The organism is Nitratireductor sp. L15S-10 (assembly GCF_045011005.1).
Classification (GTDB): domain Bacteria; phylum Pseudomonadota; class Alphaproteobacteria; order Rhizobiales; family Rhizobiaceae; genus Nitratireductor.
In genome coordinates this window covers 63,400-76,175 of the sequence record NZ_CP120675.1, presented here as the reverse complement: position 1 = coordinate 76,175, position 12,776 = coordinate 63,400, and the positions used below count along the sequence as shown (strand labels likewise).

The following is a 12,776-nucleotide window of genomic DNA, read 5'->3' as shown; positions in this document are numbered from 1 at the left end:
ATGGACGCACCGGGCCCTGCGGCGGCTCGATCAGGTGCCGATGTGTGTCAGATCCTCGCGCGCCTCCTTGTCGAGATTGCGGAACGCGGCCGACAGGCTGTCGCTGCGATGTTCATGGGGAGCACCACCAAGCAGCCACAGCGCGTTCTGCAGGCCTTCCGCCAACGCCACGAAACTCTCGCCGCCGAGGACGACATGGGCGGGGATTGCCAAGTTGATTACGGCTTTGCGTGAGGATAGGCGATCATTATGAGAACTCCACCAACAATGCCGCGCCTGAAGGGCTTTCGTTTTCCTCGCGAGATCATCTCCTACGCCGTCTGGGCTTACCATCGGTTTGCACTCCGCACGGCCGATGTCGAGGATCTGCTTGCTGAGCGTGGCGTGGTCGTCAGCCGGGAGACGGTTCGGCGGTTTTGTTGCAACGGCTGATTTGAAGCGCAAAGGGGGCGGTTTTGTTGCAACGGCTGATTTGAAGCGCAAAGGGGGCCGGTCCGAGGCCAATTATGCGGCAAGAATTGCGAACTGTTCGGCTAGGGACGGATTCGGATTGAAGGCGTATCTCGCCTGTCGCTTGCGCATCATGTGAACCATCTCGATGCCGGACAGGATGATCGCGGCTGATGCCTGTGATTTGAAGCCAAGCATTGGCCGGACGCGGCGCTTGATGCGCCGATGATCCTGTTCAATCCGATTATTCAGATACTTACTCTTGCGGATTTCGATCGGCTTCAGCCGGCGCCGAGAACGATCCTGCAAGCGATTTGTGGTGTCACAGGAAACGATAGCCTCGTGGTTGGTCTGGCTACCATCAATAACGACGCAGCCTGGCCGGCCATGCCGATTCAGCGCCTTTGTGAAGAACCGTTTGGCCGACGGCAGGTCACGCTGCTCGCTGAACCAGAATTCGACCGTGTCGCCGACACTGTCGATGGCGCGGTATAGGTACATCCACTGGCCGCGGACCTTGATGTAAGTCTCGTCGATATGCCATCTGCCGGTCACGTTCCGCTTCCGTCGGTTGAAACGCTCCAGCAATAGCGGTGCGTAGCGGACGGTCCAGCGGTGAATGGTCGTGTGGTCAACGGCAATGCCTCGCTCGGCCATCATTTCTTCCAGGTCCCGCAGGCTCAGACTGTAGGCCAGGTACCAGCGCACGCAAAGCAGGATGACTGACTGGTCAAACTGGCGGCCCTTGAACATTCAATCCTCCGAAAGATCAGAAGCTCTCCTTGCCACAAAAACGGTATTCAAAACGTTGCAACACAACCGGCGAAGGAAGCCGCTTTCGTCGCCGCCTTCCGCTACATGAAGAACCGCATCTCGGCCTTCACGTCCCTGCCGGTCGCCAGCCTCGACAGGGCGTCGCTGCGCGTGAGGCTGACCGAGATCGGCCAGTCCGAGGGCGCGTCCTCTTCCCGAAACAGCGCGGCGTGAGGCGGGCCATGGACGTCATCATCTATCACAATCCCGCTTGCGGCACCTCGCGCAACACGCTGGCGATGATCCGCAATGCGGGCGTCGAGCCGCATGTGGTCGAATATCTCAAGACGCCACCGTCCCGGGCGCTGCTGACCCAGCTCATTGCGCGCATGGGCATCCCGGTGCGCGCCCTGTTGCGCGTGAAGGGTACGCCCTATGCCGACCTCGGCCTTGGCGACCCTGCGCTGAGCGACGAGCAACTGCTCGACGCCATGATGGCGCATCCCATCCTCATCAACCGGCCCATCGTCGTCAGCCCCAGGGGCGTAAAGCTGTGCCGGCCGTCCGAGGCCGTGCTCGACCTGCTGCCGCCGCAACAGGGAGAATTCGTCAAGGAAGATGGCGAACGGCTTATCGATGAGCATGGCCGCCGCGTCGCGACGGCTTAAGGGAACATCATGTCGACATTCGAACGTTACCTGACCCTGTGGGTCGCGCTGTGCATCGTCGTGGGCATCGCCCTCGGCCATCTTCTGCCGGGTGTCTTCCAGGCGATCGGCGGAGCCGAGATCGCCAGCGTCAACCTGCCGATGGCGGTGCTGATCTGGCTCATGGTCATCCCCATGCTACTCAAGATCGACTTCGCAGCACTTGGCGCGGTCGGCCGCTACTGGCGCGGCATCGGCGTGACGCTGTTCATCAACTGGGCCATCAAGCCCTTTTCCATGGCGCTGCTCGGCTGGCTGTTCGTCAGCTGGCTGTTCCGCCCCTATCTGCCGCCCGGCCAGATCGACAGCTATATCGCCGGCCTCATCATCCTCGCCGCCGCGCCCTGCACCGCCATGGTCTTCGTCTGGTCCAACCTCACCAGGGGCGAACCGCATTTCACCCTGAGCCAGGTCGCGCTCAACGACGCCATCATGGTCGTCGCCTTCGCGCCCATCGTCGGCCTGCTGCTGGGCCTGTCGGCCATCACCGTGCCCTGGGGCACGCTGGTCCTCTCGGTCATTCTCTATATCGTCATTCCCGTCATCGCCGCGCAGGTCATGCGCCGCCGCCTGCTGGCCACCGGCGGGCAGGCCGCGCTCGACGGGCTTCTGGCAAAGCTCGGTCCGGTTTCGCTCGTCGCGCTGCTGGCGACGCTGGTCTTGCTGTTCGGCTTCCAGGGCGAGCAGATCATCGCCCAGCCCGCGATCATCGGCCTGCTGGCCGTGCCGATCCTGATCCAGGTCTATTTCAATTCCGGCCTGGCCTATCTGCTCAACCGGCTGGTCGGCGAGCAGCATTGCGTCGCCGGTCCCTCGGCGCTGATCGGCGCGTCCAACTTCTTCGAGCTCGCCGTCGCCGCCGCCATCAGCCTGTTCGGCTTCCAGTCCGGCGCGGCGCTCGTCACCGTGGTCAGCGTGCTGATCGAGGTGCCGGTCATGCTGTCCGTCGTCTGGATCGTCAACCGCTCCAGGGGCTGGTACGAGCGTGGCGCCGGGCTTTCCTTTGCGACAGACGCTCGTCGTTGACGCTTTCGATCGCGATCGGGGAATGAAGCAGAAGCGGGGCCTGGTGCTACGTTTTGCGGCATGGTGCAGCTGTAGTTCACGCCCTGAGCGTCACTTCTTCAGTACGACGTGGCAGACATTTTACCGATCGCCTTAACTGGATCGGCACCATCCAATTGATACCTGCCTGCGAAACAGGAACAATCGAGATGTGAGAGACGCGCGTTGAGGTATCCCTCGAGCTATGTGGTTCGAAGAACAGCGATTACAACACTGGTTGCGGCCTGCCTGACGACATCGATTTCGACAGGAGCCCGTTGGCTCGTCGGTGCTGAAGCCGACGCGATCACCATCGCGGTAAGGCTGGTTCTGCCGTTTGCTGTCGGAATTCCGATCAGCCTCCTGATCTTCACCCGCTTCGAGCAGCTGGATCGCTCCTATCGGGAAATGCTTCAGAAGAACGCGGAACTGAGCCGGCGCGCCATGACGGATCCGCTGACGGGCCTGCTCAACCGGCGCAGCTTTATCGAGCAGTTCAAGCTTGCGCAGTCGATCGGCGTGGGAGGCACCTTCATCCTTGCCGATATCGACTATCTGAAGCAGATCAATGATCGATACGGCCACAGCGTGGGAGACGAGGCCGTGCTTGCGGCATCCGCTGCCTTGATGCGCGTCCTCGGGGAGGACGCACTGATCGCCCGCATTGGCGGTGACGAGTTCTGCGCGTTCGTCGCACGTATCGACGGCAAGAATTTCGACATGCTGCGCCGGCGTGTCAACGAAGAAACGATGCAGGAATTCCGTAAACGGAGCGGACTTGGCGACTATGCGTTATCGATGACCATCAGCCAGCAGCGCTGTCGGCCGGGAATGTCGTTCAAGGATATGCTCGTGAGGACCGACAGGGATCTGTATCGTTTCAAGCGCAACCGTCCTGTCCACGCGCCTGCACTGGATCCTGCCGCATGAGTTGTGGAAGGCCATCGTGAGATGGACCGTTCGGGACCCCTCCCATCGCCTTCATCCTGATCTAGTAGTGGGCGAAGGCCGAGCGACCGGCTGGGCCGAACAAGGTCACGACGTACGCATTGCGCCGCCGGCCGATCTCCATGCCGGCGAACCGAGCACCCTGCACGGCGATTCCCGCCGCCAAAGGGCGTTCGGCGATCAAGCGCAGCACGTCCCCGGCAGGAATATGACCCTCGACCGCATAGCCTGCGATGACGCCGGTGTGGCCGGATTGCAGACCGACCGGGATGCTCGGTTCGCCTTGAGGGACGCCAGATCATCGTCAGACGATCTGCTACGGTAAAGCACGCGCCCAACCCAGTCACCTCAGCAACAAGGTGCTGCTCCCGCCTCTGCCCTTGTATGGCAGGGGAGGTTGCCATCAGCCCGCCGGGACTGATCGCCAATGGAACTCCCAGGCCGGCTTTGCGGTTTATCCGTGGTGGGAGGATTGCATCTACGCAAGAGCGCGTCAGGGCAAAAGGCGCCGCATATCGAAGGAGCGGAGAATGGCATCTGGAAAACACGCCGAACTCCACCGAATGGTGACGGCGGAGCACACCTGTCCATGGGGTCTGAAATCGCTCGATCTTCTCAGGCGCGAGGGCTACGAGGTCGAGGATCACGAACTGAGTTCGCGCGCCGAGATCGACGCCTTCGAGGCAAAGCACGGCGTCGAAACGACGCCGCAGACTTTCATCGAGGGGCGACGGATCGGCGGCTATGACGATCTTCTCGCCTTCTTCGGCAAGGAGGTGAAGGACAAGGACGCAACGACCTATACGCCCGTGGCCGCATTGTTCTCGATGGCGGCGCTCATGGCGCTCGCCGCGAGCTGGGCGGCATTCGGCAGCCTGATCACCGTCGAGGGGGCAGAGTGGTTCATCGCCTTCGCCATGTGTCTCCTTGCGCTTCAGAAGCTCAAGGACGTGGAGAGTTTCTCCACCATGTTTCTCAATTACGACCTGCTGGCGCAGCGCTGGGTGCGATATTCCTATATCTACCCGTTCGCCGAGGCGCTGGCCGGCATCCTCATGATCGGCGGTGCGCTGATGTGGCTGTCCATACCCGTCGCCCTCTTCATTGGCACAATCGGTGCGGTCTCGGTTTTCAAGGCGGTTTACATCGACAAGCGCGATCTGAAATGCGCCTGCGTCGGCGGCGACAGCAACGTGCCGCTGGGCTTCGTGTCGCTGACGGAAAACCTGATGATGGTCGCCATGGCCTTCTGGATGCTGCTCAAGCCGGCCGGCCTCGGCCACTAAATCGGCCACTAAAAAGGAGTACCGATATGGCGCAGTCCTCTCATCCCGGCCAGCTGGATCACGGCTCCGGCGGTCGTCCCTATCTGATGTTCTGGATCAACATGGCGCTCGGCCTGATCGTCATGTATTTCGTCATGTTCACGATGATCGACGGATTGCGGGATTTCCGCAACAACATCAACATGCTCTACATGGCCATCACCATGTGGGCGCCGATGGGCATCGTCATGCTGGCGACCATGCCGAGCATGTTCCCCCGCAAGCGGCTTAACATCGCCCTCCACGTCGCGTTCCTGGCGCTGACTATAGCATCCTTCGGCGCCACCCGCGCCCAGGCGCTGATCGACGACCGCCAGTTCATCGCCTCGATGATTCCGCATCATTCCGGCGCCATCCTGATGTGCCGGGAAGCTGATCTGCGCGACGCCGATCTGGTCGCGCTCTGCGGTGAGATCACCAAGGCGCAACGCGAGGAAATTGAGCAGATGGAACGGATTGATGCGCGCCTCGGCCAGTAAAGGCAGCCATTGCCGGCTTCAGGGGCCGATGTTGCGGAACCGGAGATCATGTCGCATGGACATTGCGGTCCGATGGCGGAAATTCCTATGAATCATGCGTGTGATAGTCGTGCTCATTACCGTCCTGATGATCGGGATCGCCCCGGCGCTGGCGCGCGTCTATCCGGCCTCGATGGCCACCATGCCGGCAGCCGATATGATGAGCATGGCGAGTCAAACGGATACCATGGCGGATGCTCATGGTTGCACCGAACAAACGGATTGCTCCCGCGATGCGGCTTCCTGCGCGTGGATCTGCGCCGGATTGCAGGTCTTTGCCGGCATTTCCGGCGAGGGCGACACGCATCGCATGACCCGCTCGGTTCCGGACCCGCAGGTCCTTTACCTGTTGCAGGGCATTGAGCCGGTTCTGGCCGAACGACCTCCCAAGCCGCGTCTCCTCTGAAACTTTCACCGATCCGGGCATTCCCGGACGGACAAACCTTCAATTCAGAGACAAGGAACCGGACGGTTCCCTTGGAGACGATCATGACTTTGATGTCCAGACGCGGCTTTCTCGCCGCGAGCGCCGCTGCACTTGCGGTAACGCCTTTCGCCCGACAGGGCTTCGCCCAAACCCCGGCCATCGGCCTGCGAGCCAGTTCGCGGGTGCTCGATATCAACGGACGCGCCGCGACCGTATGGGGCCTTGAGGGGCCATCGGGACAGGGCCTCGTGCTCGACCCCGGCCAGCGCTTTCGCGTCGACCTCACCAACGACCTGCCCGAGGCGACGCTGATCCACTGGCACGGGCAGATCCCGCCCAACGAACAGGACGGCGTTCCGGATATGCCGATGCCCAGAATCGCGCCCGGCGAGACCCGAGGCTACGACTTCGCGACCATTCCCGGCACCTACTGGATGCACGCGCACATTCCCTTGCACGAAATGCGCCTTCTGGCTGCGCCGCTCATCGTGCGCAGCAAGGAGGATGCAAGCGCCGACCGGCAGGACGTGGTGATGTTCCTGCACGATTTCGCCTTCAAGTCACCCGCCGAGGTGATGGAAGAAATCACCCGGGGTCATTCGTCTTCCGGCCAGGCCGGCATGAAACACGGCGCCATGCAGGGCGCTGCCAGCGGTAACGACAGCCGCGGCGGCGGCATGAATCATGACATGATGCAGGGGATGCAAGGCGGCAACGGAATGGCCATGAACGGCATGGCCGGTATGGCCGGTATGGCGATGGACCTGAACGACTATGACTGGGACGCCTATCTGGCCAATGACCGCACGCTTTCCGATCCCGACGTGATCCGCGTGGAGCGCAATGGCCGCGTGCGGCTGCGCGTCGTGAACGCGTCCGCGGCCACGGTGTTCTGGATCGACACCGGGCGGGTCGAGGCGCGGCTGGTCGCGGTTGACGGCCAGGCTATCCAGCCTCTCACCGGTTCGCGGTTCGGCGTCGCCATGGCGCAGAGGCTCGATCTGGAGCTGGACCTCGACGGCGCGGACGCCTGGCCGATCCTTGCGCTGCGCGAAGGCGCGCGGGAGAGGACCGGCCTCATTCTTGCCGCGTCGGGGGCGGCTGTGCCCCGGCTGTCCCTGTTGGCCGATGAAGAGGCGCCCGCCTTCGACACCGACCTGTCGCAGGAAAAGCGCCTCGTCGCGCTTGCGCCGCTGCCGGAACACGAGGCACAGCGCAGTTCCATGGTGACGCTGGGCGGCACGATGCAGCCCTATCGCTGGACCATCGACGGCAGGGTCTGGGGCGAGCATAAACCCGTCACCGCGCGTTCGGGCGAACGCGTCGAGATCATGCTCCACAACATGTCGATGATGGGCCACCCCATGCACCTGCACGGCCACACGTTCCAGGTCGTCGGCGTGAACGCAAAGCGCATTTCCGGCGCGCGGCGCGACACGATCTATGTGCCGCCAATGGCGATGGTAACGATCGCGCTCGACGCCGGCGAGGCGGCGCGCTGGATGCTGCACTGCCATCACATGCCGCATCTGGAGACCGGCATGATGACCGAGTTCGCGGTCTCGGCCTGAAATACGGGGCGGGGCGCTCTCGCGCCCCGCCTGAGACTTGCAACCGCGCGATTGATCGCGTCTCGGCCGGAACCCGGTGCCGACTAGGTGCAATCGGGCTTTCCGTTCATTCGATTTCAACGCCTTTTCGCGAGAACCTGACCATGAAAGCTGGCTACTCGCTCATTCAGATCGCACTGCACTGGCTCGTCGCGACCCTCGTGCTCGTCCAGTACCAGACGGGCGGCAGCATCGGGCGGACGCACGACGCCGTGCATGCAGGGCTTCAGCCGAACCCGACCGACCTGCTGCTTCACTCCGTGCACAACTGGTCCGGAATGGCGATCGGGGGGCTCATGGTGCTGCGGCTGTTCCTGCGCTGGCGCTCCCATGGGATCGTGCCGGTTCTGAAGCGAGAGAGCCTCGAATCAGCGGCGGCCCAGCTTCTTCACCTCGGCTTCTACGCCGTGCTTCTGGGACAGGCAGCGATCGGCTTCATTGCAAGCTATGTCACCTTCTCCATCGCGCCGTTTCACGTCTTCGGTTCGAATCTAATCCTTGCGATGCTCGCTCTTCATATTGGCGCAGCGATCGTCCATGCCGCTATGCGTGACGGGGTCGTGGTCCGCATACTTCGCCCTCGGGTTTGAGTTCCTAGGCTAACCTCGCGCGGCGCGACAGCGGTCATGCCTCATCTTTGCTATAGGTTGGGATGTCGCGTCCAGTCGGGTTGAAATTACAACAATGGTCTTGGGTCTTTTTTCCCATCAGGATTGGCGGACCGACGAGATTCAAGGCAATTCAGAAGCTTGCTTAAGAGGCCCTAGATGTTTTTGTCGTGGATCGTCGTGCTGGCGGTGAACCATCTATCGTCTTCGAGCAGGTTATCGATTCGCTTTTTCTCGGCTAGGAATGCGGTCAATGCAGCACCGGACAGCCCTTGCCGCGATGGAAGTCGGACGCGCATCGGATCAACTTTCTTTCCGTTTATGAGCAGTTCATAGTGAAGGTGATTGCCGGTTGATTGGCCGGTCGACCCTACGTATCCGATGATCTGGCCTTGGCGAACACGTGCGCCCGGAATCACACCGTCCGCAATTTTGCTTTGGTGATTGAAAGTGGTCAGGTACCCATCGCCGTAGCGGATCGCTGTTTGGCGCCCGTAACCACCATTCCATCCAGCACGATCGACGGTTCCGTCTCCTGGTGCGATGATTGGTGTGCCTCTCGGTGCAGCCCAGTCGACTCCTGTGTGTGGACGCACGTATCCCAGTATAGGATGGCGTCGATTGCCGAAGCCGGACGTGAACCGGCCAGTGGGAATAGGATTCCTCAGCAGGAAACTCCGGGTAGTGCGCCCTCCTTCATCAAAATAGTCAACGGTATCATCGGTCAACTGGAATCGATAAAAGCGGCGGGTGGCGCCGTCTATCCTGGCTTCGACGTAGAGGAGCCGAGAGTTGCTTGTAGCCCTGTTGTTCTCGTCAGGCTGGGAATAGAACATCTCAATCTGGTCTTCTGGACCGATGGGAGCTTGCAAATCGACATTGGTGGAAAGCAACCGTACAAGCTGGCGCGTCATCGGCTCCGTCAATCCGTGGGAGAGGCTGGCGCGGTAGATGCCGTCATATATGGTTGGTGCGTCGACTGGCGCCTTTGCCAGATGCCTGCTGCGGCTTTGAATTGCCTCCGACACGGCGGATATGGGCTCGGGCTCATCGCCCTGGACGTATTTCAGCTTGTCATTCAGTGCTATCGTTGCCACATGCGCGCGTGCTCTATAAATGCTGGCACGAACAACATGGCGAGCCAGCCCCCGTCTGTCGATACCCAGTCTTACTATATCGCCTGGTTGCAAAGTCTCGGTGCCGAGCGTTGCGACAAGTGCTTCGACTATGCCGTCCGAGCTCGCTCCAACATAACCTCCTTCTTCAAATGTTTTGGCTATTTCGCGCTCTGAACGAACCGTAAGAACATCTTCTGTATACTCCGCGTATCGAGTATCTTCGATATTGCGTCTGGCAATAGAGACGTTCTGTTGGACAATCCGGACATTGGCACTGGCATCCAAACTTGCGGTGGGTCCGCCCGCGCCAAAGCGATTGGGATTGACATACGAGAGCGACGCGACTTCCACATTGCCAATAGTGACGAATTCGGAAAGCTCACGCACCACGATTTCCACTTCTTCGGAGGAAAGGGCGCTTGTCGCTTCAAAATCAGCTGCTTCGAGGGGAAAATCTACCGTTCGCAGTCGGACGACGCCATCGACATTCGTACCATAAATAGCGCTATCGAAGGAAGTATCCTGCACCGGGTCTTCTTCGGTGAATATAGTCAATGGATCAAAAGGAGGGTACGTGCTACCGGCGGCGTGGCCGGTGACCAGGGACATTTTCATCTGCACGAATGGCCTCATCGCGACCACATCCACATCCCCAGATTTTGTCATGGTGGACACGTCGATACGTCGCCCCTCCGACAAGTTCGTCAGGGCGCGTGTCGGCATCAATCGGTTTGTCTTTTTGAGGGCCGGACCATCGAATTTCATTCCAGCTCGTTCCGAGTCGAGAAGTTCCGGTGTCCTCACCACTTGTTCGCGACTTTCGAGAGCAGTGAATAAAGCCGTTCCCATCAACAAGCTGGAGGTAATACCGGTGAGGACTGTACCACATAGCCATCGAGCCGAGACTTCGCGCCGATCGATAGATGTCGATCGGCGTCCAATCACCAGGGGCGGCTCGATTCCGATCTGAGCGACGATACGTTCAGTTGGTTGCATTCCGATGGCTTCCAGAGTGTTGTCCTAGAGCCCCCAATTCTGCCCTAGTCTCACCTTTTAACCTGCGCGCGGCCGGCGCACCGACGCGGAGCCTGCGATCAAATAGCGATATGGTCCCGCCCAGCATCATCACCGCGCCGCCAAGCCAGATAAGCAAAATCAGCGGCTTCCACCACACGCGCACCACGAGGCCGCCGTCGGGCGTGGTATCGCCAATCGAGACGTAGAGTTGGCTGAAACCCCGCGTCGCAATTCCGGCCTCCGTGGTCGGCATTTGGCGCGCGGTGTAGAGCCTCTTGGACGACATGATTTCACCGAGGACACTACCAGCCTTGTCGACATATGTGAATTGACCGCGCTCTTCGGAGAAGTTCGGTCCCTGATAAGGCGCAATGCCCTTGTAGCTGAGAGTATAGTCCGCGATTGGCAATGTTTCGCCGGGGCGCATGACGACAATCCGTTCGATTTCCAGCGATGTGACGGCGACGATGCCCATCACCGTAACGCCCAATCCGAAGTGTGCCAGGGCCGTTCCGTAAACCGAACGCGGAAGGCCTTTGAAGCGGCTCCAGACGACAGGCGGAGCTAGCGTCCCTACGCCAGATTTCAAAGCAATGTCGGTGAGGGCCCCGAACATCAACCAGAGCGCGAGACCGGCGCCAAAGGTCGCCAACGCACTGGCGCCGTCAATGACGAAAAAGCCCACGAGCGCTGCCAACAAAGCTCCTCCCAAGGCCACGAACAAACGGTGGGAGACGGCATAGAGGTCGCCGCGCTTCCACGCGAGCAGAGGCCCAAACGGAACCACGAGCAGCAGCGGGACCACGAGAGGGACAAAGGTTAGGTTGAAGAAGGGGGCACCAACAGAAATCTTGTCGCCTGTCACCACCTCGATCACCAGCGGATAGAGCGTGCCGATCAGTACCGTTGCGGCTGCTGTTGTCAGAAACAGGTTGTTGAAGACCAGCGCCCCCTCGCGCGAAATCGGATGAAACAGCCCGCCTGGCGTCAATCCAGGCGCGCGCACCGCGAACAGCATGAGTGCACCGCCAATGAACAGTATGAGGATCATCATGATGAAGACCCCGCGTGCGGGATCGCTCGCGAAAGCGTGAACCGACGTCAGCACACCGGATCGGACCAGAAAGGTGCCGAGCAGCGAAAGCGAGAAGGTCAGGATCGAGAGTAGAAGCGTCCAGATTTTCAGCGCCGAACGCTTCTCCATCACAATCGCGGAATGAAGCAAGGCCGTGCCCGCCAACCACGGCAGAAAGGACGCGTTCTCGACGGGGTCCCAGAACCACCAACCTCCCCAACCAAGTTCGTAGTACGCCCAGTAAGAGCCCATCGAGATGCCGCCGGTAAGGAAGATCCATGCTGTGAGCGTCCATGGCCGCACCCAGCGCGCCCAGGCAGCATCGATCTTTCCCTCGATGAGAGCGGCAACTGCGAAACTGAAGCAGACTGAGAAGCCGACATAGCCCAAATAGAGTAGTGGGGGGTGTATCGCGAGGCCGACATCCTGAAGTATCGGGTTGAGATCCCGCCCCTCCATGGGAGCGGGATTCATCCGGATAAACGGGTTCGAGGTCATCAGGATGAAGAGGAGGAACGCTGCCGCCACCAATCCTTGCACCGAAAGAACATTCGACCGGAGCGTCGCCGGCAAATTGCCGCTAAACCAAGCCACCAAAGCCCCGAAGAATGTAAGGATCAGCACCCACAGGAGCATCGATCCTTCATGGTTTCCCCATACGCCGGTGACCTTGAAGAGCATTGGTTTTGCTGAGTGCGAATTCTCCCAAACATTTGCCACCGAGAAATCAGACTGAACGTAGGCAAGCGTCAGTGCGACAAATGACAGCATCGTGAACAGAAAGCACATCATCGCGGTCGGATCCGCGACGGCTGTCAGCCTTGGATCGCCAAACTGTGTTCCAGCAAGCGGCACCGCGAACTGTACGACCGCCAGGGAGAAGGCCAGCACGAGCGCAAAATGCCCAAGTTCAACAATCATCCCGACGCTCCTGCGCCCCATCGGCCAAGCCGCTCGTCTCACCAAGGATGTTCCAACTGAAGAATCTTGATGTCGCAAGCTTCGTGGGAACCGGTAGCGCCTCTAGTTGGGTGAGGTTCAAGACCCCTCCCCAAGATTATCCGCCTACCGCGATCTCCTTTCAGATGGATGGCGAGGGGTGGCCTTTCGCATCAGGCAGGATCTCGACACTTTCGATGCACAGCAGCTACTGATCGCCCTAGGCGGGCGGCTTTC

General features: G+C 60.4%; 12 protein-coding genes and 3 pseudogenes. 10 read left to right on the top strand and 5 right to left on the bottom strand.

Annotation, left to right across the window (positions count from 1 at the left end):
- Positions 1-45: 45 nt before the first annotated feature.
- Positions 46-201: pseudogene (locus P2W41_RS18385) on the bottom strand (IS21 family transposase); the annotation flags it as partial.
- Positions 202-249: 48 nt separating this feature from the next.
- On the opposite strand from P2W41_RS18385, the pseudogene P2W41_RS18380 reads away from it, so the two are divergent.
- A pseudogene (locus P2W41_RS18380) lies at positions 250-411 on the top strand (IS6 family transposase); the annotation flags it as partial.
- 93 nt (positions 412-504) lie between these two features.
- Here P2W41_RS18380 and P2W41_RS18375 read toward each other — a convergent pair.
- On the bottom strand, positions 505-1,203 hold the full coding sequence (locus P2W41_RS18375) for an IS6 family transposase (protein WP_009453084.1): 699 nt from the start codon (positions 1,201-1,203) through the stop codon (positions 505-507).
- A gap of 72 nt (positions 1,204-1,275) precedes the next feature.
- Here P2W41_RS18375 and P2W41_RS18370 point away from each other — a divergent pair.
- The 4 genes and pseudogenes from P2W41_RS18370 to P2W41_RS18355 form a co-directional block, all read left to right on the top strand.
- Positions 1,276-1,437 (top strand): annotated as a pseudogene (locus P2W41_RS18370) (arsenate reductase ArsC); the annotation flags it as partial.
- 8 nt (positions 1,438-1,445) lie between these two features.
- Positions 1,446-1,871, top strand: a complete 426-nt coding sequence (arsC, locus tag P2W41_RS18365; RefSeq protein ID WP_223006716.1) for an arsenate reductase (glutaredoxin) — start codon at positions 1,446-1,448, stop codon at positions 1,869-1,871.
- A 9-nt stretch (positions 1,872-1,880) separates the two neighbouring features.
- The gene (arsB, locus tag P2W41_RS18360) at positions 1,881-2,936 is read left to right on the top strand and encodes an ACR3 family arsenite efflux transporter (protein WP_404935037.1); all 1,056 of its coding nucleotides are present in this window, start codon (positions 1,881-1,883) and stop codon (positions 2,934-2,936) included.
- 204 nt (positions 2,937-3,140) lie between these two features.
- Positions 3,141-3,884, top strand: coding sequence for a GGDEF domain-containing protein (locus P2W41_RS18355; protein ID WP_223006718.1), 744 nt, complete (start codon positions 3,141-3,143; stop codon positions 3,882-3,884).
- Between the two features lie 61 nt (positions 3,885-3,945).
- On the opposite strand, the gene P2W41_RS18350 is transcribed toward P2W41_RS18355, so the two are convergent.
- Entirely contained in the window at positions 3,946-4,110 is a 165-nt protein-coding gene (locus tag P2W41_RS18350; protein WP_404935045.1) for a hypothetical protein, read from the bottom strand.
- A 322-nt stretch (positions 4,111-4,432) separates the two neighbouring features.
- On the opposite strand from P2W41_RS18350, the gene P2W41_RS18345 reads away from it, so the two are divergent.
- The 5 genes from P2W41_RS18345 (at position 4,433) to P2W41_RS18325 (ending at position 8,372) form a co-directional block, all read left to right on the top strand.
- A complete protein-coding gene (locus tag P2W41_RS18345; RefSeq protein ID WP_223006719.1) occupies positions 4,433-5,188 on the top strand; it encodes a MauE/DoxX family redox-associated membrane protein in 756 nt (251 codons plus the stop codon).
- Positions 5,189-5,214: 26 nt separating this feature from the next.
- Entirely contained in the window at positions 5,215-5,706 is a 492-nt protein-coding gene (locus P2W41_RS18340; RefSeq protein ID WP_223006720.1) for a DUF305 domain-containing protein, read from the top strand.
- 94 nt (positions 5,707-5,800) lie between these two features.
- Positions 5,801-6,151, top strand: a complete 351-nt coding sequence (locus P2W41_RS18335; RefSeq protein ID WP_223006721.1) for a hypothetical protein — start codon at positions 5,801-5,803, stop codon at positions 6,149-6,151.
- An 83-nt stretch (positions 6,152-6,234) separates the two neighbouring features.
- Positions 6,235-7,743: a multicopper oxidase family protein gene (locus tag P2W41_RS18330; protein ID WP_223006722.1), complete on the top strand. Its 1,509-nt coding sequence runs from the start codon at positions 6,235-6,237 to the stop codon at positions 7,741-7,743.
- Between the two features lie 143 nt (positions 7,744-7,886).
- Positions 7,887-8,372, top strand: a complete 486-nt coding sequence (locus P2W41_RS18325; protein WP_223006723.1) for a cytochrome b — start codon at positions 7,887-7,889, stop codon at positions 8,370-8,372.
- A gap of 173 nt (positions 8,373-8,545) precedes the next feature.
- Here the strand turns inward: P2W41_RS18325 and P2W41_RS18320 are convergent, their stop codons facing one another.
- Positions 8,546-10,504 (bottom strand): M23 family metallopeptidase, encoded by a 1,959-nt coding sequence (locus tag P2W41_RS18320; RefSeq protein WP_223006724.1) that lies wholly within the window; start codon positions 10,502-10,504, stop codon positions 8,546-8,548.
- The gene (locus P2W41_RS18315) at positions 10,491-12,518 is read right to left on the bottom strand and encodes a heme lyase CcmF/NrfE family subunit (RefSeq protein WP_223006750.1); all 2,028 of its coding nucleotides are present in this window, start codon (positions 12,516-12,518) and stop codon (positions 10,491-10,493) included. The genes P2W41_RS18320 and P2W41_RS18315 overlap by 14 nt, the downstream gene beginning before the upstream one ends.
- Positions 12,519-12,776 lie beyond the last annotated feature (258 nt).

Excerpts from the sequence above, each read along its gene's own strand:
- P2W41_RS18375 (WP_009453084.1), bottom strand. The coding sequence starts at position 1,203 with ATGTTCAAGGGCCGCCAGTTTGACCAGTCAGTCATCCTGCTTTGCGTG.
- arsC (WP_223006716.1), top strand. The coding sequence starts at position 1,446 with ATGGACGTCATCATCTATCACAATCCCGCTTGCGGCACCTCGCGCAAC.
- arsB (WP_404935037.1), top strand. The coding sequence starts at position 1,881 with ATGTCGACATTCGAACGTTACCTGACCCTGTGGGTCGCGCTGTGCATC.
- P2W41_RS18345 (WP_223006719.1), top strand. The coding sequence starts at position 4,433 with ATGGCATCTGGAAAACACGCCGAACTCCACCGAATGGTGACGGCGGAG.
- P2W41_RS18340 (WP_223006720.1), top strand. The coding sequence starts at position 5,215 with ATGGCGCAGTCCTCTCATCCCGGCCAGCTGGATCACGGCTCCGGCGGT.
- P2W41_RS18335 (WP_223006721.1), top strand. The coding sequence starts at position 5,801 with ATGCGTGTGATAGTCGTGCTCATTACCGTCCTGATGATCGGGATCGCC.
- P2W41_RS18330 (WP_223006722.1), top strand. The coding sequence starts at position 6,235 with ATGACTTTGATGTCCAGACGCGGCTTTCTCGCCGCGAGCGCCGCTGCA.
- P2W41_RS18325 (WP_223006723.1), top strand. The coding sequence starts at position 7,887 with ATGAAAGCTGGCTACTCGCTCATTCAGATCGCACTGCACTGGCTCGTC.
- P2W41_RS18320 (WP_223006724.1), bottom strand. The coding sequence starts at position 10,504 with ATGCAACCAACTGAACGTATCGTCGCTCAGATCGGAATCGAGCCGCCC.